Origin of the sequence: Streptomyces anandii JCM 4720, from assembly GCF_014650655.1 — a bacterium.
Lineage (GTDB): Bacteria > Actinomycetota > Actinomycetes > Streptomycetales > Streptomycetaceae > Streptomyces > Streptomyces anandii.
Map to the genome: position 1 here is coordinate 348,063 of NZ_BMVJ01000005.1, position 25,282 is coordinate 373,344.

A 25,282-nucleotide genomic window follows, 5' to 3' on the forward strand; every position below is an offset into this window, starting at 1 on the left:
TGCGGCGGTCAGCGTACGGCGGCCTTCGGCGGACGCTCACGCAGGGCGCCGTACGCGAAGAAGTACGCAGGTGCTCGACGCAGCCAGGGGGCCGCGGCAAGCATCCGTGTCAGTCCCGTGCCGCCGTCTGTCAGCGGGGGCCGCCCGGCCAGCACCGGAGCGAGGACCCGGGCGTGCACCAGCCGTTGCAGGGCCTGTGCGGCGACGGCGGTCGGCCGGCGTCGCCGCTGCACCGCGCGTACGTGCGACAGCCCGACGCCACCTGAGCGCAGCGGCCCGTTGAGAATGCGCGCGGTGGCCACCGCGTCCTGCACGGCGAGGTTGATGCCGATGCCGAACACCGGGGACATGGCGTGCGCCGCGTCACCGATGCACAGCAGCCCCGGGCGATGCCACCGCCGCAGCCGGTCCAGCCGGACGTCCAGCAGCTTGACCTCGTCCCACGACGTCAGCGCCTCGGTCCGGTCGGCAAGCCAGGGCGTGGCGGCGGCGACCTGGGACATGAAGCGGTCCAGTCCGCCGGCGCGCCTCTCGGCGTCGGTGCCTTTGGGAATCAGTGCCGCGCACTGCCAGTACGTGCCGCGGTCGATCAGCACGGTCATGAAGCGGTGACCGAGGTTGCCCAGCAGGCCACTTGGGTCGTTCTCGTGGCGCGGCAGGCGGAACCACCAGGCATCCATCGGGCAGGCGAACCGCTCGAGCCGCAACTCGGGCAGCGCCCGCGCCAGTGATCCACGGCCGTCGCATGCCACCGTCAAGGTGGCGTGCAACTCGCCGGTGGTGCCGTCGGTGCCGCGGTGGCGCACTCCGGTGATCCGGCTGCCGGAGCGCAGGAAACCAGTCGCCTCGGTGTCCATGCGCAGTGTGAACAACGGCTCCTTGCGCGCCTCGTCCGCGAGGAGTTCCAGCAGGTCCCACTGCGGCACCATGGCGATGTAGTTGTAGGGCGGCCGCAGGGCCGCGAGGTCACCGACGACGACTGGCGTGCCGCCCGGCCCTACCGGCAACTGGATGGCGTCGACCCGGCGTTGCGGCAGTCGGGCGAAGCGCTCGCCAAGGCCCAGTTCGTCCAGCAGAGCGAGGGTGGAGGGGTGCACGGTGTCACCGCGGAAGTCGCGCAGGAAGTCACCGTGCTTCTCCAGGACCGTCACCTGGACTCCGGACCGCGCGAGCAGCAACCCGAGCACCATCCCCGCCGGCCCGGCACCGACCACGCAGCACGTCGTATGCTCCTTCACGCCCCGCTCCTTCCTCTCGTGCGGCTGTCACTGCCAGATTCGACGGAACACCACGTCGCGACCACCTTGATGAAATGATTGAGCTCCCCGGCCCCTCATGCACCATCGCCCCGGGCCCGCCCGTCCGCATGGCCGGGGCGACGCCGGCGCGAGTGAGCCCGTCGGCGCGGTGTCCGGATCGCCGGCCTCGGTGACCTGCCCGATGAATTTGCCCGGTGGTGCCGCAGCGCGAGGCAGGGAGCGCCCGGCCCTCGTCGGCTGCCGAGAGGGGGCACTGAACACCCCGCGACCCCTCACCCGTACCGAGGAGCCGATTACTATTTCAATCGTGACGAATAAGACGTCGCAGCGCGGACGGAGGCCGGGAAAGCCGGACACGCGCCAGGTGATCTTGGCTGCTGCCCGCCGGCGGTTCCTGGAAGACGGCTATCACGCGGTGACGATGCGCTCGATAGCCGACGAGGCAGAAGTCGACCTGGCCCTCCTCAGCTATTACTTCGGCTCCAAGAAGGGGCTCTTCGGCGCCTCTCTCGCTCTGTCCGCGAACCCCGCGGAGCTGGCGGCACAACTGCTGAGCGAAGGCGATCTCGACACATTCCCCGAGCGTGCGCTCAGGCGGCTGATCACCGCATGGGACGCACCCGAATCCGGCGATGCGCTCCTGGCCATGCTCAGGAACGCGGCCCAGGACGACTCCGTCGCCGCCTTGGTCAAAGAGGCTCTGGAAGGCGAGATCGTGAGCCGGCTCGCAGACGTCCTCGGCGGCCGTCGTGCAAGCGAGCGCGCCGCGGCTTGCGCGGCCGTGCTGGCAGGGCTGATCTTCACCCGCTACCTCCTCAAGCTGGAGCCCATCAGCTCCATGGACCGGGAGGAACTGATCCGTCTGTTCAGCCCGCAACTGCGCCTGGCCATAGGGATGCCGACGCGCAGACGGCGCCCGCAACCTCTGCCCTGACCGTCGACCTCGGGCTGGCCGCCGTCGCCGAACAGTCTCTCGTGATGCCGACTGCTTGGATGAGTTCCTTCACGCTTGGCAGTCATAGGTCATGGTCGATGCGCCGTGGCCGCAAGCGCGGTCGTAGCCTCCATCGATCTGACCGCCGAGAACCGGATACGAGACACCAAGGAAGCTCACGATGCGTACCCTGATCAGCACTGCCTTCATCTCGCTCGACGGCGTCATGGAGGCCCCGGGCGGCGAGCCCGGCTACCGGAACTCCGGCTGGACCTTCAAGGACATCGAGTTCCTCCCCGAGGCGTACGACCTGAAGGGCCGCGAGCAGAAGGAAGCCGCGGCGATGCTGCTGGGCCGGAACAGCTACGAGGCGTTCAGCCCGGTGTGGCCGAAGATGGCGGAGTTCGCCGATTACAACGCGATGCCGAAGTACGTCGTCTCCACCACCCTCACCGAGGACGATCTGGTGACGCACTGGGGCGAGACGACGATCCTGCGCTCGCTCGACGAGGTGGCCGCCCTGAAGCAGACGGAGGGCGGCCCGGTCATCGTCCACGGCAGCGCCGCTCTCAACCACAGCCTCTCGGACGCGGGTCTGATCGACCGCTACCACCTGCTCGTCTTCCCGCTCCTGCTCGGCGCGGGCAAGCGCCTGTTCAGCGACACGGACAAGGACATCCAGAAGCTGAAGCTGGTCGAGCACGAGGTGTACGCCAACGGCCTGCAGAAGAACGTCTTCGACGTCGTCCGCTGACAAGGCAGAGGTCTTCCTCCGCGCCGGCCCGCCCGCCGCGCATCTGTCAACGGCACAGGTCGAGCCGTCACTCGTAGCGGTACTTCAGCGAATCCGCCTCCGCCTGCTCGACGTCGGCGATCGTCAGCTCCGGCATCCGCAGTTGGGCCAGCGTCACCTCTGCCGAGCTCGGCTGGGCGTCGGCCGGCAGCCACTGCTCCGGCTTCCAGGCCGCGCTGCGCAGGAGCGACTTGGGGCAGTGCGGATAGACCTCCTCGATCCCCAGCACCAGCGCACTGGCCGGCGGTTTGCCCACGGCGGTCAGCTGCGACAGCAGCTGCGGGCGGGTGGAGACGCAGGCCCGGCCGTTCACCCTGAGCGTCGTCGTGCGCCCCGGGATGATGAACAGCAGCCCGGCCCGTCCGGTGGCGACGACGTTCTGCAGGGTGTCCAGACGCTTGTTGCCGGTCGCGTCCGGTATCGCCACCGTCCGTGCGTCCAGGACGGCGGCGAACCCGGGGGGCCCGCCGCGCGGGGAAACGTCGCATTGGCCTTCGGTATCCACGCTGGCGATCAGGACCAGGGACGAGCAGCCGATCAACCGCTGGGTCTGCTCGGTGAGTTCGGTCATCTGCTTGCGCACCGCCGCGTCGCTGGGGGATCCGTAGGCCCGGCGCAGGGCCTCCTGGTCGCGCACGGCGTCGGTACGGAGGGAGTCGAATGCACTTCCGGCAAGGAGTGGCGTCATACCTCGAACCCTAGGGCGCGGACGACCTGCGCAGGACGGGGAACCGGTCTCCCACGGGCGTTCCGCCGGCCTTCGCGGCGCGGAGTCGGTGCAGTCGTGACGGCTGCCGAAAATGATAGCCATTGGACATAGTAGCCATGTACTCTATCGAGTATGAGCAAGGGTTCGCCGGGCCACACGCCCGGTTTCCTGGTATGGCGGCTCGCCAACAAGTGGCGCGTCGCGGTCGATCGCGCGGTGGCTCCGCTGGGCCTCACGCACGCGCAGTACTCGCTGCTCGCGTCGCTGCACGGAATGCGGCGCGCCGGCGAGCGGCCCAGTCAGCGCCGACTCGCCGACCACACGGGCCTGGAGGCGCTGTATGTGTCGAAGCTGGCTCGCGCCCTGGAGTCGGCCGGTCTGATCGAGCGCACCCGCGATCCACGCGACCCGCGCGCCGTGCAGCTCGCCCTCACCGAGCAGGGGCAGGCCGTCGTGCGGCGGGCCATCGTGGTGGTCCAGGAACTGCTTCAGCAGTTGCTGGAGCCGCTCGGTGGCCTCGACGCCCCGGGGACGCGCGCGTTCACCGACGAACTGACGACCCTGCTCGACGTACCTCTCGCTCCATCCGTACCCAACGACCAGAGCACCCAGGGGACAAGACCATGACCACCACCGGATCCACCACCGCATCCCCCGCCGAACCCGTCGCCGACGCCCGCGACCTAGCCCTGGCCCACTACGCCGCCCGCGGCGTCCTGGAGCACGTCCTGGCCCGGCACGGCATCACGTTCCAGCAGCAGGTCGCTCTGCGCGCCGCCCTCACCGCCGAGACCCCGCGGACACCGGACGATCTCGTCGCCCAGGTCCAGGGCTCCCTCAAGGCCGATCCGACCGGCATCCGTGCCACGCTCGACGAGCTGCTCGCCAAGCAACTGCTTGCTGCTGACGGCCCGCACCTTCGCCCCACGGACGCGGGGCGCGAGCTGATCGCCGCCGTCAGCGCGGAGACCGCCCCCGTCAGCGCCCGCATCTGGGGCGGAATACCCGCCGCGGACCTGACCGCCGCCGGCCGCGTCCTCGCCCTGGTCACCGAGCGCGCCAACGCGGAACTCGCGGCGCTGACCGCCTGATCCCACGACCGGCCCGGCGTGGCCCGCCCTTACGCGGACTCCGGCCGAGACCCTTCCGCGTCGCCGCCGCCGATGGCCGTGTCCCCGCCGCCGGGCCGGTGCGGCTGCGAAACCTCCGGCGCCGGCACGCCGTGGGCCTCGGCGAGCGGCGTCAGATGCTGCGCGGCGCTGTCCAGGAGTCCGAGGTCGGCCTTGGTGTGCGCGATGGCGGCGTCGATCAGGACGGCCACCAGCGGCTCGGCGGCGTGAGCCCGGCGTTGCCGCGCCAGGCCGGCGAGTTCGGACAGATAGGTCTGCCGCTGCGACTCGATCAGTGCGGTGAGGGCCCGCGGGCCCAGGGCGACGGCGCCGAAGAGCTTGAGGAACAGCTCGTCGCGGAAGCCGCCGACGCGGACCCAGGCCGTCGTCGCCCGCGAGTCCAGCTCGGTCCGGCCGGCCTCGGTGAGTGTGTACAGGTTCTTGTCGGGCCGGTCGGCCTGTGTGACCTGCGTACGCGAGACGTAGCCGTCACGGACCAGCCGTTCGAGGATCTGGTGGGGCAGCCCGGCGCCGGTGCCAAGTCACTGCTCGTGCTGCCGGGGGCGCTCCTCGTGGCCCTGACGGCGGGCCTGATACCCGCCTGGCTCGCCACCCGGCTGGGGCCGATGGAGGCGGTCAGACCCGCGGTGAGCGCGGCGCGCCGCGCCCGCCCGGTGGGTTCGGTGGCCGGACTGGCCGTGCGCAACCTGCTGCGTGTGCGGGGCCGCACGCTGCTGGGCGCCGCCGGGCCGGCGCTCGCCGTGGCCGCCTTCACCGTGCTGCTCGCCCTGACACTGGCCCTCCGCGGCGAGGCGGCGGGCTCACTGCTCGGCAACGCCGTGGTGGCAAGGCGCGCGGGGCCGACTACCTCAGTGTCGGTCTGTCCCTGCTGCTGGGCGCCGCCGGGGCCATCGACGTACTGATCATCTCGCAGCGCGAGCGGGCCGCCGATCTCGCGGTGCTGCGGGCGACCGGCTGGACCAATCGCGAACTGGCGAAGATGACCCTCTACGAGGGCATCGGCCTGGCCCTCCTGGGTGGCCTGACCGGCGCGGTAGCGGGCCTGCTCGTGGTGCTGTCGCTCGGCCAGGGCGTGCTGCACGGGCACCTGCTCGCGATCGCCGGCGCCGCGCTGCTGGCCACCCTGGCCGCGACCGCCCTGGTCAGCGCGGCCCTGGCCATCCCGATCCGCGGCCTGTCCCGGATCGCCGCAGCCCAACTGCTCGCCGCCGACTGACTCGGCCGCTGCGACGGGCGTTCGACGGCGAGGACGCGTCGCACCGCGCACCGCCGGCGGCGCCCGTCAGCCGCAGTGCAGCAGGCCGGCCTTCTGTTTGGCGGTGAGGACGCGGTGCACGCTCGTGTCCACCTGCTTGCTGAAGGCCGAGCTCTGCGCCATCCGGGCCTGGACGGCCTTGACCATGGCGGGGATCAGGTTGGGTTCGACGGTCAGGACCTGGTTCCCGCCGGCCGACAGGAATCGCACGGCACGGTCGCCCGGAGGCACCTGCTTCACCGCCACCGCATTGCCGATGTCGTCCGAGATGACCACGCCCTGGAAGTTGAACGTCTTGCGCAGCAGGCCCTGAATGACCGTGGGCGAGAACACGGCCTGATGCCTGGCGTCGATCTTGGTGTACGTGGCGGAGGAGATCATCACGAAGGGGATGCCGGCCTTGATCGCCGAACTGAAGGGTATGAGGCTCGAACTCTTTGCCGTGGTCACCGAGTCCACGACGTTGGCGGTGGTGTCGGTGTTGCCGCGGACGTTGCCGAGTCCCGGGAAGTGCTTGACCGTGGCGAGGACGCCGGACTGCGCGAAACCCGCGGCGAACGCGTTGCTGTGCGGGGTGACCGTCGCGGCCGTATGACCGAACTCGCGGTCGTACGCCCCGATGGGGGCGTTGTTGCGGCCGAGCCCGGCCGGGACGACGTCGGCGACAGGCGCGAGGTTGAGGTTCACACCGGCCGCTTTGAGCTGCTTGGCCCACACGGCGGCACTGTCGCGCAGCTTCGTGGTCGTCCAGGTGCCCTGCACCAGCGCGCTCGGCATCGTCGAGAATCCGGGGCCGGACAGTACTTGTACCCGGCCGCCCTCCTGGTCGGTCGAGACCAGCAGGCCCACGCGGTGCCCCGCCACGGCGTCGGCCTTCGCCTGGAGGCCGTTGACGATGTTCTTCGTGGCCTGCGTGCCCTTGGTGCTGCGCCCGGCGAGGAAGACCGACCCCACGTGGTACTGCCGCAGAACCGCGATCCGTTTCTGGTCCGGCGTCGCCGCGTTGATCCCGCCCATGAACAGCTGGCCGACCCGCTGCGCACTCGTCATCGCCCCGTAGACGCTGTCGACACAGGTCGCCGCGCTGTTCCCGGCCGCTTTGCCGGATGCGGCCGGTTCGGCCGATGCCGGCGCGGAATACACACCGGCCAGACTCGCCGCCGTCAGGGACAGCGCCAGGAGCGGTACGGGCCAGGCGGTGTGCGCTCTCGACTTGCGGTACGGGGATTGTCGCGGTCTCATGCAGAGCCCCTTCCGGCGGACCGGCCGCCTGCAAGCTGCGCAGGTTCGCCCATCACTACGCTCAAAGCTACCTCCATTCCGCGGATCTCTCCTTGGGTGGAGGAAGTGGAGGAACCGTCCGCCTCCGCACCGTCCGGCTGCGATTCGTCTCCCGGCTCGCGGCCGACTCGACCGATCCCGTGTCAGCCGGCGGTCGGTCAGGACAGCCCGGCGTCCCGGGCCGCTGGGCATCAGGCAGTTGTGCGGGGACATGCAGCGCCGTATCCCCGTGATGGGCGGGCCCAGCAGCAACCAAGACGAACCTGGAGAGGACCAACTGCCGGACGGCTGAACCGAGTTCGGTCCACGGAGCGGTACCGTGATCCATCGGGACCGGAGCAGCCGCCAGCGGCGCACGTCTTGACCAGGTCGTCCCGCAACACGGGCCGCGCTTCAACCGGTTGAGGCGGAGGCAGGGCCGGTCGACTCGCGTCGTAGGTTCGTGGTGCACGAGTCGGGAGGTGTCGCGGTGGTCGCAGACGTTGTCGTCAAGTCGGGGCTCGCATATGGGGCCGGTGGCAAGCTCATGGATGTCCATCGGCCTGCGGACGCCTCGGGGCCTTTGCCCGCGGTGCTGCTCTGGCACGGCCGGGGCCCCGACGAACGGGACGTCCTCGCCCCGGTCGCCCGCGCTGCGGCCGCGTCGGGCGTCATCGTCCTGGTACCCGACTGGCGCCCCGACGCGCCGGACGGCGGACGAACACAGCTGAACGACTCGGTCACCTTCGCGCGCCGGAACCTGGCCGGCTTCGGCGGGGATCCCGGGCGGATCGTGCTCGCCGGCTGGTCGCTGGGCGCCAAGGCGGCGGTGGGTGCCGCCCTGAATCCCGCCGCACTCGGCAACTGGAGGCCGCAGGCCGTCGTGGGAATCGCCGGTGCGTACGGATCGGCGGCGCCGGTCACCGGCACCGCCCCGATCGACGACCTCCGGCTGGGCGGCAACCGGCTGCCGCCCCTGCCGGTGTGGCTGGTGCACGGCACCGGGGACCCCATCGTGGACGTCGGGCGTTCACGTGAGTTGCGTACGGCCCTGGCGGAACGGGGCTGGCCGGTGACGCTCGACGAGGTCGCGACCGATCACGCCGGCGTCATCATGACCGAGTTCGTTCCCGAGCGAGGCCGCTGCCTGCCCAGCACCGCCGCCCATGCCGTCGAGGCGGGGTCGCGAACCGCCGACGTACTGGCGAGGGCGGCCACGGGCAGTGATCGGCCGTTTGGTCCACCTGACATCAGCGGTGGTGGGGGGCCGCCCGGTCACGCGAGAATCTAGGGTATTAGCGCGGATTTGGTTGTCCGCCCATGAAGAAGAGCATGGCGAGCATTCGGTGAAGAAGGAGCAGCGGACCCGCGATGTGCCCGACGCGCTCGGCGCGGCGGAGACCGGGGGACTGCCGTACCAGCAGTCCACCCTGGACGCCGCTCGTGCTCTGGCCCAGGTCGCGGCCCTGGTGGCCGCGGTGCTGGGCGCGACGGGCCTGTCCGGCTGGATTCTCGGTATCGATGTCCTGAGGCGTGCGCCCGGGGCCGACTCGACCATGGTCGCGAACACGGCCGTGGCCGTGCTGGCACTCGGCGGGTCCCTCTTTCTGGTGGCACGCGTCCGCATCACCCGGTGGGCGAACACCGCGGCTCGAGCGGCCGCGGCGCTGGCCGCCTTGATCGGCGGGCTCACCGTCGTGGAGTACGTCACCGGGCTCGGCCTGGGTATCGATGAACTGCTGTTCCGGGACGACACGGCACGAGTGGCGCTGGAGATGCCCGGACGGATGGCGCCGAATACGGCTACGGCCCTGTTGATCGGCGGCGTGGCGGCCCTGTGCGCGAGCGTCCCCAGGCTGCCCGCGTGGGCGAGTCAGATTCCGGGCCTGGCCGTTCTCGCCCTTGGATCACTGCGGCTGTACGGGTTCGCGTACGCCGTTCCCGAACTGGAGCGGTTCGGGGCCTACAGGGGCATGGCCCTGTACACCGGGCTGGCTCTGGTGTTGCTGGGCATCGCCGTCTTCCTGGCCCGGCCGGACCGTGGTCCTGCCGGACTGCTGATGAACGCGGGCACCACGGGCGCGCTGGGGCGCCGGCTGTTCGGCACCGTCCTGGTGGTGCCGCCGCTGCTGGGCCGGCTCGTCCTGGCCGGTGAGGACGCGGGACTCTTCGGACCGCGTCTGGGCACCGCGCTCCTGGTGTGCGGGCACGTGGTCGTGTTCACCGCGGTCATCTTCGCGACATTGGGCGTCGGCCGCCGGATAGAGGTGGCCCATGCCCGTGCCGAGTGGCAGGTGCGGCAGAACCAACTGGTGCAGGCGTTCATGGACCACACGCCCGCGGTCGTGTTCATCAAGGACCTGAACGGTCGTTTCCTCGCCGTGAACACGACGTTCGAGAAGAGCCTGGGCCTGCCTCGCGAACAGGTGCTCGGCCGCCTGGACCGCGATGTCATGCCGCCCGACCTCGCACGTCGGGCGCGGACGGCCGACGACGCGCTGCTGGCACAGGGCAACCCTGTGCAACGGGAGGAACGCCTCCCCTTGCCGGGAGGACCGCGAGACGTCCTCACCAGTCTCTTTCCGCTCTCCACCGCTTCCGGCAGTCCTTACGCCATATGCGGCGTGGTCACCGACATCACCGAGCGGGTCGCGGCACAGCGCGAGCTTCGCCGAGCCAATCAGCGCTTCCTCGCACTCCTGGAATCCGCACCCGACGCCATGCTGATCACGGATGGCAGCGGCACCATCGTCATGGCCAACGCACAGGTCCAGCGGTTGTTCGGCCAAGCGCCGGACAACCTCGTCGGCACCCCGGTCATCGATCTGGTGCCAGGCCCGCGGCGTCGACGCCACAGCGCGCTGTTCCGCGCGTATTTCCGGCAGGCAGACCCGAAACCGGTCGTTCTGGACCAGGGGCTGTACGGGCTGCACCGCAACGGCGACGAGTTCCCGGTCGAGGTGAGCGTCAGCAGCCTCCAGACCGAAGAGGCGACTTTGGTGTTCCTGTCCGTTCGGGACATCACCGGGCGCAGGCAGGCCGAGGCCGAGCGCGCCGAGCGTTACGAGGAGCACCGTCGTATCGCCTACACCCTGCAGCACAGCCTCATGGGTGAACCGCCCCGGCTGCCCGGGCTGCCCAGCGCTCACCGGTATCTGGCGTCCATCCGGGACCCCGGGGTCGGCGGTGACTGGTTCGACATCATTCCGCTGGACCGGAACCGTACCGGCCTCTTCATCGGCGATGTGATGGGCCGAGGGCTGGAGGCGGCCGCCGTCATGGGCCAGCTGCGCGCCGCCTCCCACGCCCTGGCCCGGACGGACATGCCGCCCAACCGGCTCATGGCCGGGCTGGACGCGTTCGTCGGCGACCTGGCTGACCAGCTCGTCACCTGCGTCTACGTGGTGGTGGACCAGGACATCCACGAGGTCACCCTGTGTTCGGCGGGCCACCTGCCGGTCATCGTGCTGCCCCCGGACGGCCCCGCCCGCCGGCTGCGGGCGCCGGTCGGTGTGCCGCTGGGCGTCAACGATTCGCGCTGGGACGCCGTGCCGTTCCGGCAGACGAGCCTGCCCCTGCCGCCGGGCAGCACTCTGGCCCTCTACACCGACGGCCTCGTCGAAAGACCCGGTACGGACATCGAGGAGCAGATCGACATCCTCGCCCGCACTCTCGAAACCGCGCTGAGGAGACGCCCCACAGATCAGGAAAGCCTCGACCTGGTGGCAGAGCGGCTGGTCAAAACCCTCATCCCGGACACGGCCGCGCATGACGACGACGTCACACTGCTCCTGATCGGGCTGCCCAAGGCGGACGGAGCGGACCCCCGCGCATGAGCCCCGCACTCCAGGGGGCGTGACCTGCGGTCACGCACAGGGGATTCGCGGCCGTGCGCAGCGCCGGGCAGGCGGTCTCGTCAGACACGCTACGGGGCAGTAGCTTTGCCTACCGGTGCCGAGAATCGGGAGGTTGCCATGGAAGACCCCTGCCCTTTAGTGATCGATCCGACCGGCCGTGACATCCACGGCGAGGCGGCCCGGATCCGTGAGCGGGGGCCGGTGACCCTCGTCGAACTCCCGGACGGCGTCCAGGCATGGGCCGTCAGTGCTCCGGAACTGCTCAAGCGTCTGCTCACCGATCCCCGGGTCTCCAAGGACCCGCGCCGGCACTGGCCGCGGTGGATGAACGGTGAGATATCCCCGCAGTGGCCGCTGTTCACCTGGGTCGCGGTGCGGAACATGTTCACCGCGTACGGCGGCGAGCACAGGCGGCTGCGTGACCTGGTGTCCAAGGCGTTCACGGCTCGCCGCACCGCCATGCTCCAGCCCCGTGTCGAGGAGATCACCAAGACCCTGCTGGACGGCGTGGAGGAGGCCGGGCGGCGTGGCCGAGCCGTCGACTTGCGGGAGCGGTTCTGCTACCCGCTGCCCATTCAGGTGATCAGTGAGCTGCTCGGGCTGCCCGAGGAACAGGGAGCGGAGCTGCGCGCGGTCGTGGACGGCACGTTCCACACCTCAGCCTCCCCGGAGGAGGTCACCGACATCTACGCCCGGTTCTACGCCGCACTCGGCGAGCTCGTCGCTCTCAAACGGCGCTCACCGGGGGACGACCTGACCTCGGCGCTGATCGCGGCGCGTGACGACGAGGACGGCACCCGGCTGAGCGAGCAGGAGCTGCTGGACACCCTGATGCTGATCATCAGCGCGGGTCATGAGACCACCGTGAACCTCATCGACAACGCCATCCACCTCCTGCTCGCCCATCCCGCCCAACTCGCCCACGTCCGTGCGGGCAACGCCTCCTGGGACGACGTGATCGAGGAGGCGCTGCGCGTGGAGGCGCCGGTGGCCAGCCTGCCGCTGCGGTACGCCGTGCAGGACCTGACGGTCAGTGAGATCGGCGGCCCGGACGGCGTGGTGATCCGCGAGGGGGAGGCGATCCTGGCGGCCTACGCCGCCGCCGGCCGCCACCCGGACAAGTACGGCGAGAGCGCCGCCGCCTTCGACGTCACCCGCGGCGACAAGGAGCATCTCGCCTTCGGTCACGGCGTGCACTTCTGCCTGGGCGCGCCGCTGGGGCGGCTGGAGGCCCGCATCGCGGTCCCCGCTCTCTTCGACCGCTTCCCGGGACTCCGGCTCGCCGTCAGAAGCGGGGAACTGGAGCCGGTCGACTCCTTCATCTCCAACGGCCACCGCTCCCTGCCGGTCCACCTGTCCTGATCGGTCAGCCGAGTTTGATGAGGCCGGCGTCGAGGACGGTGCGGCCGAAAGGGCTCGCCAGCTCGGCGAGACGCTCGCAGTCGGCGTCACCCAGGGCGGCGTAGGCGGGCAGGGCGAGACGGTCGGTGCGGTCCTCGATGTGCCGTCGCAGGAGGGCTCCCTCCGAGCTGAGGGTGTCGCCGTCGAGGAGTCCTCGCTCCCGCAGGTGTTCCTCGGTGCCGGCCCACTCCTCCTCCGGCCATGCGCGGCTCGCCTTGAGGAAGTCGACGGCGACCTCACCGGTGGCGGCGTGCAGGATCAGGGCCTCCAGTCCTCCGAGGCCCTCGCTCAGCAGGCACGCGACATGGCCGTCTCCACGGAACTCCCGGAGCAGCGTCTGGGCGTGCCACAGCTGCAGTACCGGATCCTCCGGCCAGGGGAGTGCGGCATGCGCGGCGAACAGCGGGCGGCCGTGCGGGTGTTCGCAGGCCGCCTCGGCGGCGCGGCGGGTCAGCGCCACGACCTCGTCGAAGCCGGCCAACTCGTGGATTCCACCCCGCCGCAGGGCCTCGCCCGCAGCGGCGTACCGGGCGTCCAGCACCTGCTGCGGCGTCGTCGTGTCCCAGGCCCCGTCGACCGCCTGGCGTACCAGAGCGGGGTTGAAGTTGTAGAAGGTCGAGATGACCAGCTCGGCGGATGCCCGGCCGAAGGCGGCGCTGCGGGAGATGAAGTACCCGGCGCGCCTGTTCAGTCCGAGGTCGGCGTACCGGCGTCCTGCCTCGGGCGCGAAGTAGATCATGGCGTGCACGGGTTCGAGGCGGCGCCAGGCTGCGCGTGCTGTCTTCACGGGGTCACCTTTTCGGGGAAGTCGGTCAAGGGGTGTTCGCCGCGGTCCGTTGCTCGCCGTGCCCGCGGAGGTGTTCGAGCAGCAGGCGGCTCAGCGTCTCGGGTGCCTCCTCGGGGACCCAGTGGCTGACGCCCTGGAGGGTCTCGAACCGGTACGGTCCCTCGACCCAGGCTCCGGTCTCCCGCGCGGCGGCCGGGCCGAACGCGCTGTCCTGTGTGCTCCAGACGTACAGCGTGGGTACGTCGACGGCGCCGATCCGGGCTTCGGGCCGGCCGGCCCGGTACCAGTTCAGGGCGGCGGTGAGAGCGCCGGGCCGGGACAGATGCCGTACGTAGGTCTCGGCACTGTCCTGCGGGACCTTTCCGGCGTAGAGGCCGCGCAGTTCTCGGGCGTCGTCGGCGAGCATGTGCTCTTCGGTCGCGGGTGTCTCGCGCCAGCTGATCATGTACCGCGAGCGTTCGCGCTGGTCCTGGTCGGTGCGCAGGGCGCTGCTCAGAGCGCCCGGGTGCGGGGTCGAGACAACCGTCAGCGTGCGTACGCGGCCGGGGCGGGTGTGCGCGGTCCACCAGGCCACCGCGCCTCCCCAGTCGTGACCGACCAGGTCGAACGTCGTCCAGCCCAGTTCCTCGGTGATCGCGACGACGTCGTCGACGAGGACGTCGACGCGATAGTCGGCGGGCCGACGGGGCCGGGCCCCGGGGGAGTACCCGCGTTGGTCCGGTGCCACCGCCCGGTAGCCGTGCGCGGCCAACGCTTCGAGCTGCCGCCGCCAGGCCCGCCCCGTCTGCGGGAAGCCGTGCAGGAGCAGCACCGGCCGGCCGCCGGGCGGACCCGCCGCGATCGCGTCGAACACGCCCGCATCCGTGGAGATGTGCAGCTCGATCACGGTCCACCTTCCATGCCGACTGGTCGGTCTGTTCGCCGGACGGGCCCTGCTTGAACATGACGCCGGATTCAACTGTAGCCGATCCGGAGATCGCTTCGCCGTGCGCACCGCGTCCAGGGCGGTTCGCGGCCATGGCGCCGGACTCGAGTAACCTTCCCCGGATGGACAGCACCGCGCCCGAGGAGTCCGGCAGCGAGACCGCGCCACCCATGGCGCCGCCGTCGCAGCTTCGCGAGCCGCCCGCGACGAAGCGCGGAGCGCGGACGCGGGCCGCTCTGGTGGCGGCCGCGCGGAAGGTCTTCGAGCGGGACGGCTACCTCGACGCCCGCCTGACCGACATCACCAAAGAGGCGCGGTGTGCGGCGGGATCGTTCTACACCTACTTCGCCAACAAGGAGGAAGTGCTCGCGGCCGTCCTCCTGGAGGCACAGGAGGACATGCTGCACCCCGGCGTGGGCCGGGTGCGGGCCACTGACGACGCCTACGCGGTGCTCGAGGCGAGCAACCGCGCGTATCTCGAGGCGTACAGACGCAACGCCAAGCTGATGGCGCTGCTTGAGCAGGTCGCCCAAGTGGAGCCGGAGTTCCGTGAGTTCCGCAGGCGACGGGCGGACGCGTTCATCCGCCGCAACGCCCGCGGCATCGCCGAGCTGCAGGCGCGGGGAGTCGCCGACCGGGAGGTCGATCCGATGACGGCCTCGCGTGCGCTTTCGGGCATGGTGAGCGTCATGGCGTACCACGCCTTCGTGGCGGGTGATGTGCGGGACGAAGGCGGACCGGTGGACTTCGAGGCGCTGGTGTCCACGGTCACCCGGCTCTGGGCGAACGCACTGCGGTTCCCCGGACACCGCTGACCGGACGGCCCGGACCGGGTGTTTCGGCCTGCGGGGGTTTCAGACCGGCGGTGTCGACAGATGGACCAGGATGCCGCAGACCTCGTCCACGATCTCCAAGGCCTCCGTCTCGTCCTCGCAGTCGCCCAGCTCGCGCGCCGCCCCGCCGATGACGGTGGTCAGCACGCTCACCCGGACCCGGCCGGCACGGTGCCGCTCGTCCACCTCCAGAAGACGGGCGTTGCGCCGTACCCAGGCGCGGTCCCACTGGCGGCGCAGCGCGTCGAAGCCGGCCGGGCCGTCGTCCTCCGCGATGAGCCTGGCGAGCCGCCGGTTGTCCCAGGCGCCTCCCAGGTACGCCCTGGCTCCCGCCACGAAGAGGGCTATGGGGTCCACCACGCCACGGTCGCGCTCGGCGGTCAGCGTGGCCGCGGTCCGGCGCTCCTGCTCCTCCCGGAACTCCTCCCACAGGGCGAGGTAGAGCCCTCGCTTTCCGCCGTAGTGCTGGAAGAGGGTGCCTGCCGGGATGCCGGAGCGCGCCGCGATCTCGGTGAGGCCGGCGTCGGTGTAGCCGCGCTCGGCGAACACCTCCAGCGCGGCGTCCAGCAGCGCGCGCCGGACCGTCCGGTCCTGCCCGGCATGCGCCTCCGGTGCAGCCATGTCCCGCCGTTCTCCCGGGACTTGACGTGCCGCCTCGGTCCGGGCGGACTTCACGATGCCGCTCACTGGTGTTCCTCACCTTCTCCGGCCCCGTCGCGGAGGGCGAGGGCGACCAGTAGTTCCAGGAGGTCGGCGATCCGGCGCGGATTGCGGCCGGTGCGTTCCTCGATCCGGCGCAGCCGGTAGTGCGCCGTGTTGTGGTGCACCCGCAGCCGTTCGGCCGCCAGCCGCAGATTGAGGTCCGCCTCCGCGAAGGCCCGGATGGTGACGGCCAGCGTGTCGCCGCGTCCACGGTCCTCCTCCAGCAGCAACCGCACGCGGGGATCCACCAGTTGGCGGGCGAGGTCGTCGGCGCGCAGCGCCAGGTAGTCGAACGGGGACAGCCGCGGCAGCGCCGCCACCCCGCCCCCGCCCGGCACCAGGTCGAGGGCGGCCCGCGCCTCCGCGTACGCCCGCGGCAGTTCGCGGGCACCCCGGGCCACCGTGCTGATCCCCATGGCGAGCAGGGTGCCCTTGCGCGCGAGCCGCCGCTGCACGGCCTCGAAGTGGGCACAGATGTCGTCCGCTTCCATGCCGGCCCGGACCACGGGCACGGCCACCACCTCGCCGTGGCGTACGACGACCAGGGTCCGGCCCGCCCAGGGCCCGGCGACGCCGATCGAGGCGCTGGTGGCGTAGCCGTGCTCGGCCGAGGCGACGTCCCCGGTGCGCGTGTCGCCGACGCACACCGCCACGACCGCCATCATCGGCGAGCGCGGACCGATGCCGTACGCCTGCGCCGCGGCGAACAGCGGCCCGCGCGCCGGTGCCGTGCCGGCCAGGAGCTGGTCCAGGAGATCCCGCCGCTCCCGGTCCGCGTCCGCCACCACGTGCTGCTGGTACTCGACGTACGCCTGCGCGGCATGGGTGCTGGCGTAGTCGACGTACCGCATCAAGGGGGTGACGAGGGACAGCGCGGCCTGCTGGGCCTCGGCGGACGTGCCCGCGCAGTCCAGCAGCGCGTCCCACAGCACCTGCCGGCCGACCCGGAAGGCGCTGATCCAGTCCTCCAGGGCGAATCCCGCACGCGCGCGGCGCATGGCTGCCGCCCGGCTGAAGACCAGGTCTTCGGCGGCGATGTCGCGGTCGCCGGCGAGCGCCGCCAGCTGCATCCGGTAGTGCTCGAGCACCTGCTCCCGTACGTCGTCGAAGAACCGCTCGTCCTGCAGCGCGTACGACGGGATCTCCGCGCGCATCACCTCGACGGCGGCCTCCGCCACCTCCTCGACCCGGTCGTGGACGGCGTGCAGGATCCGCCACCGCTCCCGTCGGAGCGGTTCGGAGAGTCGAGGGGCGCCCAGGGCAGGACCGTGCGGCATGGCGCCGATCGTCGCCGTCCGCCTCGTGCTCCGTCAACAGGTCCGGCGTGAGACATCTCCCGGCACCTGTGCGCGGCGCACAGTGCGCCGGCCCCGAAGTTGGGTGCCCGCACCCAATGTGCGCCCCGAACGCCCCCACCTACTGTGACGCTCGCCCACCCCCCAGCACGTCGGAAGGGGCGTCACTCATGCTCGCGGTCGACGGTATCACCGTGCGCTTCGGCGGGATCACGGCACTGGACGGTGTCGCGTTCACCGTCGAGCCGGGCAGCGCCGTGGGGCTCATCGGGCCTAACGGAGCCGGCAAGACCACCTTGTTCAACTGCCTCACCAGGCGCTGCACTCCCGACGGGGGAGAGGTGCGGTTCGAGGACGAGGACCTTCTCGCCCTGCCTCCGCACGCCGTGGCCGGGCGCGGCATCGCCCGCACGTTCCAGAACCTCGGCCTGTTCCCGCGGCTCACGGTCAGGGAGAACGTCATGGTCGGAGCCCACAGCCGGGGGCGCACCGGACACCTCGCCGCGGCGCTCCGGCTGCCCCGCGTCCGGCGGGAGGAGAGAGAACTACGTGATCAGGCGGACCACCTGCTACGACGGCTCGGCCTGGCGGAGGTCGCCGACCACCCCGCCTCCGGGCTGCCGTTCGGCACGCTCAAACGCGTCGAGCTCGCCCGGGCCCTCGCGGCACGGCCCCGGCTGCTGCTGCTCGACGAACCCGTCAACGGGCTCAGCCACGGTGAGGTCGGCCAATTCGCGGATCTGGTCCGCTCGGTGCGCCAGGACTTCGACCTCACCCTCGTGGTGGTCGAGCATCACATGGGGTTCGTGATGGGCCTGTGCGACAAGGTGGTCTGCCTCGACTTCGGCCGCAAGATCGCCGAGGGCTCGCCGGAGCACATCCAGCGCGACCCGGCGGTCGTCGAGGCGTACCTGGGGGTGGCCGCATGAGCGAGCCCGTCACCGACGTCACGGAGCAGAACTTCCTCGAGGTCCGCGGCCTGCACGCCGGATACGGGCAGGCCCGCGTGCTCCAGGGCCTGGACTTCTCCGTCGCCCGCGGCGAGGTGTGCGCGGTCCTCGGACCCAACGGCGCGGGCAAGACCACGACGCTGCGAGCGCTGTGCGGCATGATCCGCGGCCGCGGCTCGGTGACCCTCAACGGCCGGGAACTGCTGGGCCGTTCACCCGAGCAGGCCGCCCGGCTCGGCGTCGCGCACGTGCCCGAGGGCCGGGGCACCTTCAACGACCTGACCGTCGAGGAGAACCTGCGCATCGGCGCCCACCTGCGCACCGGTTCGGGATGGCGCGGCCGTGCCCGGCGCGCGGTCGTGGCGGCCGACCTCGAGCGGATCTACGGCTACTTCCCCAGACTGCGCCAGCGGTCGCGGCAGGCCGCCGGCAGCCTCAGCGGCGGGGAGCAGCAGATGCTCGCCATCGGCAGGGCGCTGATGCCGCGTCCCGCGCTGCTGCTCCTGGACGAGCCGTCCCTGGGGCTCGCACCGCTGGTCACCCGGGAGCTGTTCGAGATCGTTCGTGCCGTCAACGAGGAGGAACGCACCACCGTGGTCGTCGTCGAGCAGAACGCCCAGCTCGCGCTGGACATCGCGCACCGGGCGCACGTACTGGAGGCCGGCCGCCTGGTGCTGTCCGGACCGGCCGCGCGGATCCGCGAGGACGGGCAGGTCGCCGAGGTGTACCTCGGTGTCTCCGTCCGCTCCCGGAAAGCCGGGTGAGCGCCGTGACCGATCTTCTCCAGCAAGCGGTGGAAGGACTGGGCTCCGGCGCGGTCTACGCAAGCCTTGCGCTGGCCCTGGTGCTCATCCACCGGTTCACCGGGATCATCAACTTCGCCCAGGGCGAGCTGGCCATGCTCTCCACGTATGTCGCCTGGCAGCTGATGGCGTCCGGGATGCCGTTCTGGCTGGCGCTGCCGGTCACCCTCGCGGTGTCCTTCGCCGGCGGCATGCTGGTCGAGCGGATCGTCATCCGCCCCGTGCGGGGCGCGCCCGAGCTGACGGTGGTCATCGTCACGGTCGGCCTGTTCATCTTCGTCAACGCGCTGGCCGGCCTCATCTGGTCGTTCACGGTGAAGGACTTCCCGCAGCCGTTCCCCGACGGCGGGCTCGACCTGGCCGGGGTGCGCGTGGACTGGTCGACGCTCGGGATCCTGGGCGTGGTGGCCGTCGTGATGGGCCTGCTGTATCTGCTGTTCCAGCACACCTCCGCGGGCCTGGTGATGCGGGCGGTCGCCTGCAACCCGGCCTCCGCACGGCTGTCGGGCATCCGGGTGGGCCGGGTGCTGATGCTCGGCTGGGCACTGGCCGCGACGGTCGGCGCGCTGTCGGGCGTGCTCGTCGCACCGGTGCTGTTCCTGGAGCCCAACATGATGGGCGGGGTGCTGATCTACGCGTTCGCCGCGGCCACCCTCGGCGGCTTCGACAGCCCGGTCGGCGCGGTCGTCGGCGGTCTGTTCGTGGGTGTCGCCGAGACGCTGACCGGGGCGTACGTACACGTGGTCGGTGAGGACCTGAAGGTGGGCGTCCCCTTCGTGATCATCCTGGCGGTGCTGCTCGTACGGCCCCAGGGCCTGTTCGGACGGGCGGCGGTGGAGCGCGTATGAGCACGATCACCGCGGCACTCGGCACCGACCGCGCCCGGCGCCGGCGGGCCGCGCTCACCGCGCTGCTCGCGGCGGCGGTCGCCGGATGCGTGCCGTTCTACTTCGCCCCCTTCCAGGTCTTCCAGCTGACCATGGTCCTGCTGTACGCCGTCGCACTGGCCGGCCTGAACCTGCTCGTCGGCTTCGGCGGGCAGATCTCGCTCGGGCACGGGGCGTTCTTCGCGGCGGGCGCCTACGCGGCGGCGGTCATGCTCGACCGCTACGACACGGGCCACCTGGCCACGCTGCCGGTCGCGGCCGCCGGATGCTTCCTCCTCGGCCTGGCGTTCGGAGTGCCCGCACTGCGGCTGCGCGGCCTGTACCTGGCCCTGGTCACGCTGGCGTTCGCGGTGTTCCTGCCGCCCCTGCTCAAGCGGCTCGAACCGGTGACGGGTGGCGCCATGGGCCTGACCGTGGACAAGCTTCAGCCGCCCGCGTGGAGCGGGCTGGCCGAGGACCAGTGGACGTACTTCGTCGTCCTCGGCGTCACCGCGACGGCTCTGCTGCTCGCCCGCAACCTGCTGCGCTCCCGGGTCGGCCGGGCGCTGCGCGCCCTGCGGGACAACGAGAGCGCCGCCGAGGTGATGGGCGTACGGCTGTCGCTGCACAAGACCCTCGCCTTCGCCTGGAGCGCCATGTTCGCGGGCGTCGCCGGATGCCTCTACACCTGGGTGATCGGCTTCGTCTCGCCCGACTCCTTCAGCTCCGTGCTGTCCATCACCCTGCTGGCCGGCCTGGTCATCGGGGGGCTGGCGTCGCTGTACGGACCCCTGCTGGGCGCGGCGTTCGTGATGTACGTGCCGAGCGTGTCCCAGGACCTCAGCGAGGCGGCACCGGGTGTGGTGTTCGGCCTGCTGATCATCGCGGTGATGTTCGTGGCCCCCACGGGACTGGCCGGTCTGCCGGGCCGGGTCCTGGGCGCCGTCGCCTCTCGCCTGCCCCGCACCACCGCCGCCCCCGCCACCGCCGCTCCCGACCGGACGCCGGAGGCCGGCCCCGCACCCTCGACGCCCTCCACCCCTGCGGACCCCGCAGTTGCCGACACCGAACCCGTGGGCGCACCGCCCCGCACGGAAAGGGAATGAACCACATGCGCAAGACGACCGCACTGCGGGCGGCCGCGGCCGTGACCGCCGCCCTGCTCACCGCGACCGCCTGCAACAGCCGGCGCGGGCAGGACACCCAGGACACCGCCGCCGGTGGCGCGTGCAAGGGCCAGCAGACCACCGGAATCACCGACAGGACCATCAAGCTCGGCGGGATCTACCCCCTGTCGGGACCGGCCTCCGCCTACGGCACGATCAGCAAGGGAGTGGCCGCCTACTTCAAGTACGTCAACGACAACGGAGGCATGGACGGCCGCAAGGTGCAGTTCATCGTCCGCGACGACGGCTACCAGCCGCCCAAGGCGGTCGAGGAGGCCCGCAGACTGGTCGAGCAGGACAAGGTCTTCGCCGTGTTCCAGACCCTCGGCACCCCGTCCACGGCGGCCGTGTGGGACTACCTCAACAAGCAGAAGGTGCCCCAGCCCTTCGTCGCCACGGGTGCCTCCGTCTGGGGCACGGACACCAAGCATCCGTGGACCACAGGGTGGCAGCCGAACTACGTGGCCGAGGCCCGGGTGTACGCCAAGTACCTCAAGGACGCGAAGCCGAAGGCAAGAGTGGCGGTCCTCTACCAGAACGACGACTTCGGCAAGGACCTGCTGGGCGGGTTCGAGAAGGCCGTCGCCGGCAGCGGCGTCAAGGTGGTCGCCGAGCAGAGCTACGAGGTCACCGACCCGTCCGTCTCGGCACAGATGGCGAGCCTCGCCCGCTCCAAGGCGGACGTGCTGCTGGACGTCACCACCCCCAAGTTCGGCAGCCAGGCACTCGCCGCCGACGCCAGGAACACCGGGTGGAACCCGCTGCACATCGTGAACAACGTGGCCTCCTCCGCGGCCGTGCTCAAGCCCGTCGGGTTCAAGAACGTGCAGGGCGTGGTCTCGGCGACCTACTTCAAGGACCCGGCCGACCCGCAGTGGGCGAACGACCCCGAGATGAAGGCCTATATGAACACCATGCACAAGTACGCCCCCGACACCGATCCGGCCAACCAGTTCAACGCCTACGGCTGGGCCGTCGCCTCCAGCCTGCACAAGGCGCTGGACGCGATGAAGTGCCCCACCAGGGAAGGGCTGCGGGACGCGGTGCGCAACCTGAAGGACGTGAAGGTGGGCCTGCTGCTGCCCGGCGTCACCTTGTCCACGGGTCCCGGCGACGCGTTCCCGATCGAGACGATGCAGCTGATGCGGTTCAAGGGCGAACGGTGGCAGCTGTTCGGCAAGCCCGTGGACACCCGTAAGGAGTTCGGCCCGCTCACGAAGTGAGCCGGCGGGGGGCGGTCCCGCTCGAGCTCCTGCTCCCGGGACCGCCCCCGCGGATTCCGCCCCGCTCCGTGAAGCGACAAGGCAGGCACGTGCTCACACGGCGCTCAACCCGCCGTCCACCACCAGGCTCTGCCCGGTGATGTAGGAGGCGCGCCCGGAGAGCAGGAAGGCGACGGCTTCCGCCACCTCCCGGCCGGTGCCCTGGCGTCCCAGCGGTATGCGGCTGAACGAGGTGGCACGCGAGGCGCGCCGGGCCGAGGCCTCGCGTCCCATCGGGGTGTCGATGAGGCCCGGGACGACCAGGTTGGCGCGAATCCCACGCGGCCCGCCCTCCTTGGCGACATGGCGTGTCAGGCCGAACAGGCCCGCCTTGGAACTGTCGTAGGCGGGCGAGTTCGTGGCCGCGCGCAACCCGGCCACGGAACCGACGAAGACGATCGAGCCGCCGTCGGCGAGCGCGGGCAGTGCGTACTTGGCGGCGAGGAAGGGAGCGCTCAGGTTGACCGAGAGCACACGTTCCCACTGCTGCGGTGAGGTGTCCGACAGGCCCGCGCCGAGGCCGATGCCGACGTTGACCACGAGCCCGTCGAGCTTGCCCAGTTCACGCAGGGCCCCGGCGACCACGGCCGAGGTCTGGCCGGGGTCCGTGGCATCGCCGACCAGGGGAAGGCCACGGGCGCCCTCCTCACCGACCAGGGCGGCGGTGGCCGCCGCGGCGGTGGGGGAGATGTCGGCACAGGCCACGGAGGCTCCCTCGCGGGCGGCGAGCACGGCCACCGCCCGGCCGTTGCCCACCGGGGCCCGCGGATCGTCGCTGGGCCGGGTGCCCGCGCCGATGACCAGGACGTTCCGCCCGGTCAGCAGGCCGGCCGGGCGGGTCGTGGAGTGCTGTGGCTCAGGCATCGCCGCGGTCCCCTTCCTTCGCGTCCGCTCCGGCCCCGGTGGGCGCGGGCAGGGCCTCCGCTTCGTAGCCGGGTTCGAGCCGCGTACCTGCGGAGTTCAGGAAGAACGCGACCATGTGGTACTGACCGACGAGCATGGTGATCTCGATCAGCTGTGCCTCGTCGTGGCGGGCGGCGAGTGCGGACCAGGTGGCCGCGGACAGGCGGGCGTCCCGGTGCAGTTCGTCGGCGGCACGCAGCAGATCCGCGTCGGCCGGAGCCCACCCCTGGGCGTCGGGGCCCGCGCCGACCCGCTGGATCTCCTCGTCGGTGACCCCGGCGGCCCGGGCCAGCGGCACATGGCGCCCCCACTCGTAACCCGCGCGGGTGTTGCACGCGGTGCGCAGGATCAGCAGTTCCCGGGTCCGGCCCGGAAGACGGCCGTCGCGCAGCAGGTGGCTGCCGAACGGCAGGAAGTGCCGGAAGAGGCCGGGGTGCCGCACCAAGGTGGTGAAGACGTTGGCGACGCCGCCGTCCGGGTCCCGGGCAATCGGGGCGAGCAACTCCCGCGTGGACGGATCCCAGCCGTCCTCCGGCAGGGGCGCGAGCCGCGGGCCGGTGGCGGCGGCCAGGTGGGCTGGGCGGCGGTGCTCGTCGGTCATGGAGGTCTCCGCTCTTGTCGTCAGGGTGGCCGTGCCACTGTGCTTTCGGCGACCGGGGATTGTCGACGGCTCCCCGGCCAAGGGCGGCCGGCGGCATATTGTTCAGTTGCACAACGGCCGGTACCGAAGGGGCGGAGGTGGGGTCCATGCCCGCACAGCCGGGCGCGACGGCGCCCCTCGAACGGGTCATCACCGCCATGGCAGCGCAACAGCGGCCCCTGGGCGGGCGGTTGCACGCGGAGCTGGCGAGCCACATTCCCTCCTACCGCGTGGTCCCGCGCGAACTCCTGGACGAGATCTGGCACCGGCATTTCCAGCGGGCTCTCACGGTGCTGCGAGCGGGGACGGTGCCCGCGCCGGAGGACTTCGACGAGGCCGATGTGGCCCGGGACCGAGCCGCCCGGGGCGTGCCGCTCGGCGACGGACTCCGCGCCTTCCGCCGGGCGCTGAGCGCGATACGCGATCTGTTCATCGCGGAGGCGACCCGACGCGGACTGGACCCTGTCCTCGTCGTCGACCGCACCACATGCCTGTGGGAACTGGCGGACGTCGCGAGCCTGCGGATCGCGGCCGTCCACCGGCAGGCAGCGACCGCCTCCGCGCTGCTCGACGCCCGGCGCCGCACCGGCTTCCTGCGTGGACTGCTCCACGGGACGCTGAGCACCGCGGAGATCCACAGCGGCGCGGCGATCTACGGACTGGACCCGTCGCGCCCGTACCGGGCCATCAGGGCCGTCCCGAACGGCGATGCCGCTCCGGACACGCTGGAACGCTCCCTGGAGTCCCACGGCCGCAGGCACGGCCGGGGCGCGCTGCTCACCGTGCTGGACGAGACCGTCGCCGGAGTCGTCGAGGCGAAGCCGGAGACCGGTGACCTTCAGGTGACGGCGGGGATCGGCCCGCCGACGGACCTGACCGCGGTGCACCGCTCCTTCCGTGCCGCCGGCAGGCTGCTCGAAGCCGCCCGCGCGTACGCCCTGCGCGGCGTTCACGACCTGGGCGACCTGTCCTGGCGGGTGGCCGTCGTCGCCGAACCGGAACTCGCCGCGCTGCTGCTCGACCGCTATCTGCGCCCACTGCAGGCGGAGGGGGAGTTCGGGGCGCTCATCGAGGAGTCGGTGCGGGCGTACCTTCAGAAGGGACGGCGCATCCGCGAAGTCGCCCGCAGCGCACACGTCCATGTCAACACCGTCCGCTACCGGCTGCGTCGTTTCGAGGAACTGACCGGCACCAGCCTGGACGCTCCGGACACCGCGGTGGAGCTCAGCTGGGCGCTGGCGGCACGCGAGCTGCGGACGTCTCCACGACGTCCGGCATGAGCGGGCCACCGCGCCTGCCGTGACCGCTGCAGTCCGCCACGCCGTGCTGTGCGGCGGACGAGACCGCAGGTCCCCGCCGGGTTTCAATACATCGGTGACCTGATACAGGGTGGTGCCCAGCGGTGGAGAAGCGGATGACGGAGCGCAGCGAGAGCCATGGCGATCCGTTCGCCCTGCACCTTGCCGCCCTGGCGGTGCTCGACGACGGGGGAGTCGTGGTCGGATGGAACCGGCGGGCGCAGGACCTGCTCGGCCATCCCGCGGCGGCCGTG

At 71.4% G+C, this 25,282-nt stretch carries 25 protein-coding genes; 15 read left to right on the forward strand and 10 right to left on the reverse strand.

Features of this window, described 5'->3' with window-relative positions; translation table 11 throughout:
* Positions 1-8: 8 nt before the first annotated feature.
* Positions 9-1,238, reverse strand: coding sequence for an FAD-dependent oxidoreductase (locus IE249_RS12415; RefSeq protein ID WP_268249691.1), 1,230 nt, complete (start codon positions 1,236-1,238; stop codon positions 9-11).
* 328 nt (positions 1,239-1,566) lie between these two features.
* On the opposite strand from IE249_RS12415, the gene IE249_RS12420 reads away from it, so the two are divergent.
* Entirely contained in the window at positions 1,567-2,193 is a 627-nt protein-coding gene (locus IE249_RS12420) for a TetR/AcrR family transcriptional regulator (RefSeq protein ID WP_229858239.1), read from the forward strand.
* A 181-nt stretch (positions 2,194-2,374) separates the two neighbouring features.
* Positions 2,375-2,947, forward strand: coding sequence for a dihydrofolate reductase family protein (locus IE249_RS12425; RefSeq protein ID WP_189704835.1), 573 nt, complete (start codon positions 2,375-2,377; stop codon positions 2,945-2,947).
* A 67-nt stretch (positions 2,948-3,014) separates the two neighbouring features.
* Here IE249_RS12425 and IE249_RS12430 read toward each other — a convergent pair whose 3' ends face one another.
* The gene (locus IE249_RS12430) at positions 3,015-3,674 is read right to left on the reverse strand and encodes a pyridoxamine 5'-phosphate oxidase family protein (protein ID WP_189704836.1); all 660 of its coding nucleotides are present in this window, start codon (positions 3,672-3,674) and stop codon (positions 3,015-3,017) included.
* 153 nt (positions 3,675-3,827) lie between these two features.
* Between IE249_RS12430 and IE249_RS12435 the strand changes: the two genes are divergently transcribed.
* Positions 3,828-4,322, forward strand: coding sequence for a MarR family winged helix-turn-helix transcriptional regulator (locus IE249_RS12435; protein WP_189704837.1), 495 nt, complete (start codon positions 3,828-3,830; stop codon positions 4,320-4,322).
* Positions 4,319-4,786 carry a winged helix DNA-binding protein gene (locus tag IE249_RS12440; RefSeq protein WP_189704838.1) on the forward strand — a complete coding sequence of 156 codons (468 nt, stop codon included), beginning with the start codon at positions 4,319-4,321 and terminating at the stop codon, positions 4,784-4,786. The genes IE249_RS12435 and IE249_RS12440 overlap by 4 nt, the downstream gene beginning before the upstream one ends.
* A gap of 29 nt (positions 4,787-4,815) precedes the next feature.
* Here IE249_RS12440 and IE249_RS39845 read toward each other — a convergent pair whose 3' ends face one another.
* Positions 4,816-5,328: a PadR family transcriptional regulator gene (locus IE249_RS39845; RefSeq protein ID WP_189704934.1), complete on the reverse strand. Its 513-nt coding sequence runs from the start codon at positions 5,326-5,328 to the stop codon at positions 4,816-4,818.
* 401 nt (positions 5,329-5,729) lie between these two features.
* On the opposite strand from IE249_RS39845, the gene IE249_RS37065 reads away from it, so the two are divergent.
* The gene (locus IE249_RS37065) at positions 5,730-6,041 is read left to right on the forward strand and encodes an FtsX-like permease family protein (RefSeq protein WP_308434335.1); all 312 of its coding nucleotides are present in this window, start codon (positions 5,730-5,732) and stop codon (positions 6,039-6,041) included.
* Between the two features lie 66 nt (positions 6,042-6,107).
* On the opposite strand, the gene IE249_RS12455 is transcribed toward IE249_RS37065, so the two are convergent.
* Positions 6,108-7,322 carry a glycoside hydrolase family 3 N-terminal domain-containing protein gene (locus IE249_RS12455; protein WP_189704839.1) on the reverse strand — a complete coding sequence of 405 codons (1,215 nt, stop codon included), beginning with the start codon at positions 7,320-7,322 and terminating at the stop codon, positions 6,108-6,110.
* Positions 7,323-7,932: 610 nt separating this feature from the next.
* Here IE249_RS12455 and IE249_RS12460 point away from each other — a divergent pair.
* The 3 genes from IE249_RS12460 (at position 7,933) to IE249_RS12470 (ending at position 12,559) form a co-directional block, all read left to right on the forward strand.
* Positions 7,933-8,631: an alpha/beta hydrolase gene (locus IE249_RS12460; protein WP_189704840.1), complete on the forward strand. Its 699-nt coding sequence runs from the start codon at positions 7,933-7,935 to the stop codon at positions 8,629-8,631.
* Between the two features lie 19 nt (positions 8,632-8,650).
* Positions 8,651-11,176, forward strand: a complete 2,526-nt coding sequence (locus tag IE249_RS12465) for a SpoIIE family protein phosphatase (protein ID WP_189704841.1) — start codon at positions 8,651-8,653, stop codon at positions 11,174-11,176.
* Between the two features lie 138 nt (positions 11,177-11,314).
* Positions 11,315-12,559, forward strand: a complete 1,245-nt coding sequence (locus tag IE249_RS12470) for a cytochrome P450 family protein (RefSeq protein WP_189704842.1) — start codon at positions 11,315-11,317, stop codon at positions 12,557-12,559.
* 4 nt (positions 12,560-12,563) lie between these two features.
* Here IE249_RS12470 and IE249_RS12475 read toward each other — a convergent pair whose 3' ends face one another.
* Both IE249_RS12475 and IE249_RS12480 read right to left on the reverse strand, forming a co-directional pair.
* Positions 12,564-13,385, reverse strand: coding sequence for an SCO6745 family protein (locus IE249_RS12475; protein ID WP_189704843.1), 822 nt, complete (start codon positions 13,383-13,385; stop codon positions 12,564-12,566).
* A gap of 25 nt (positions 13,386-13,410) precedes the next feature.
* Positions 13,411-14,271 (reverse strand): alpha/beta fold hydrolase, encoded by an 861-nt coding sequence (locus tag IE249_RS12480; RefSeq protein WP_308434331.1) that lies wholly within the window; start codon positions 14,269-14,271, stop codon positions 13,411-13,413.
* A gap of 161 nt (positions 14,272-14,432) precedes the next feature.
* On the opposite strand from IE249_RS12480, the gene IE249_RS12485 reads away from it, so the two are divergent.
* The gene (locus tag IE249_RS12485; protein WP_189704844.1) at positions 14,433-15,125 is read left to right on the forward strand and encodes a TetR/AcrR family transcriptional regulator; all 693 of its coding nucleotides are present in this window, start codon (positions 14,433-14,435) and stop codon (positions 15,123-15,125) included.
* 39 nt (positions 15,126-15,164) lie between these two features.
* Here the strand turns inward: IE249_RS12485 and IE249_RS12490 are convergent, their stop codons facing one another.
* Positions 15,165-15,764: a TetR/AcrR family transcriptional regulator gene (locus IE249_RS12490; RefSeq protein WP_189704845.1), complete on the reverse strand. Its 600-nt coding sequence runs from the start codon at positions 15,762-15,764 to the stop codon at positions 15,165-15,167.
* A gap of 62 nt (positions 15,765-15,826) precedes the next feature.
* Positions 15,827-17,122: a PucR family transcriptional regulator gene (locus tag IE249_RS12495; RefSeq protein WP_189704846.1), complete on the reverse strand. Its 1,296-nt coding sequence runs from the start codon at positions 17,120-17,122 to the stop codon at positions 15,827-15,829.
* 188 nt (positions 17,123-17,310) lie between these two features.
* Here IE249_RS12495 and IE249_RS12500 point away from each other — a divergent pair, with 188 nt between their 5' ends.
* Genes IE249_RS12500 through IE249_RS12520 form a run of 5 tightly spaced genes read left to right on the forward strand, consistent with a single transcriptional unit; the run spans position 17,311 to position 22,148 of the window.
* Positions 17,311-18,069 carry an ABC transporter ATP-binding protein gene (locus IE249_RS12500; RefSeq protein WP_189704847.1) on the forward strand — a complete coding sequence of 253 codons (759 nt, stop codon included), beginning with the start codon at positions 17,311-17,313 and terminating at the stop codon, positions 18,067-18,069.
* The gene (locus IE249_RS12505) at positions 18,066-18,854 is read left to right on the forward strand and encodes an ABC transporter ATP-binding protein (protein ID WP_189704848.1); all 789 of its coding nucleotides are present in this window, start codon (positions 18,066-18,068) and stop codon (positions 18,852-18,854) included. Before IE249_RS12500 ends, IE249_RS12505 begins: the two co-directional genes overlap by 4 nt.
* Positions 18,855-18,859: 5 nt before the next feature.
* The gene (locus IE249_RS12510) at positions 18,860-19,741 is read left to right on the forward strand and encodes a branched-chain amino acid ABC transporter permease (RefSeq protein ID WP_189704849.1); all 882 of its coding nucleotides are present in this window, start codon (positions 18,860-18,862) and stop codon (positions 19,739-19,741) included.
* Positions 19,738-20,865 (forward strand): branched-chain amino acid ABC transporter permease, encoded by a 1,128-nt coding sequence (locus IE249_RS12515; RefSeq protein WP_189704850.1) that lies wholly within the window; start codon positions 19,738-19,740, stop codon positions 20,863-20,865. Before IE249_RS12510 ends, IE249_RS12515 begins: the two co-directional genes overlap by 4 nt.
* 5 nt (positions 20,866-20,870) lie before the next feature.
* Positions 20,871-22,148 carry an ABC transporter substrate-binding protein gene (locus IE249_RS12520; RefSeq protein ID WP_189704851.1) on the forward strand — a complete coding sequence of 426 codons (1,278 nt, stop codon included), beginning with the start codon at positions 20,871-20,873 and terminating at the stop codon, positions 22,146-22,148.
* A 93-nt stretch (positions 22,149-22,241) separates the two neighbouring features.
* Here IE249_RS12520 and IE249_RS12525 read toward each other — a convergent pair whose 3' ends face one another.
* A complete protein-coding gene (locus IE249_RS12525) occupies positions 22,242-23,051 on the reverse strand; it encodes an SDR family NAD(P)-dependent oxidoreductase (RefSeq protein ID WP_189704852.1) in 810 nt (269 codons plus the stop codon).
* Complete coding sequence (locus IE249_RS12530; protein ID WP_189704853.1) at positions 23,044-23,691, reverse strand: carboxymuconolactone decarboxylase family protein; 648 nt, start codon at positions 23,689-23,691, stop codon at positions 23,044-23,046. Before IE249_RS12530 ends, IE249_RS12525 begins: the two co-directional genes overlap by 8 nt.
* Before the next feature lie 146 nt (positions 23,692-23,837).
* On the opposite strand from IE249_RS12530, the gene IE249_RS12535 reads away from it, so the two are divergent.
* Positions 23,838-25,010, forward strand: coding sequence for a PucR family transcriptional regulator (locus IE249_RS12535; RefSeq protein WP_189704854.1), 1,173 nt, complete (start codon positions 23,838-23,840; stop codon positions 25,008-25,010).
* Positions 25,011-25,282 lie beyond the last annotated feature (272 nt).